The following is a 511-nucleotide window of genomic DNA, read 5'->3' as shown; positions in this document are numbered from 1 at the left end:
CTGCTGTTCCATGCGGAGCATGTTCAACGTGGTAACGCCCATAATCTGGGTTTCACCACGCTGGAACAGAGCCGAACCGTGAACGCGCGGAAGCACCTCCACCTCGGCTGCAAGCGAACGAATCTCCGTTGGAGTACGTCCATCAATACGCTGACCGTGACGGAGCACGCGGTCACGCATGAGCTCCTTCTCAATCGCGCGGAAGGCGGCCTTTAGATCCTTCTCTTCCTCTTCTTCGAACTTCTCTGCAAGGTCCTCAAGCATCTTCTGTTGGATCTCGTCGATGCGATCCTCGCGCTTAAGCTTCTCTGCAATCGTGAGAGCCTCGGACAGATCAGACTCAACAGTGGCCTTCACAGCATCGTAGTGCTCATCCTGATAGTCGAGGAACAGCGGGAACTCAACGGTTTCCTTACCGGCCTTCTGCGCGATCTCAAGCTGGGCCTCACACAGCTGGCGGATGACCGGCTTCGCGGCCTCAAGGCCGTCAGCAACAACATCTTCCGTCGGA

General features: G+C 56.8%; 1 pseudogene. It reads right to left on the bottom strand.

The window, feature by feature from the left end:
• Window positions 1-511, bottom strand: a pseudogene (locus tag HMPREF1627_RS02075) (polyribonucleotide nucleotidyltransferase); the annotation flags it as partial.

This window comes from Actinomyces sp. S6-Spd3, assembly GCF_000758755.1.
Lineage (GTDB): Bacteria > Actinomycetota > Actinomycetes > Actinomycetales > Actinomycetaceae > Pauljensenia.
The sequence above is the reverse complement of the archived record's forward strand: the minus strand, read 5'-3'. Positions and strand labels throughout refer to the sequence as shown.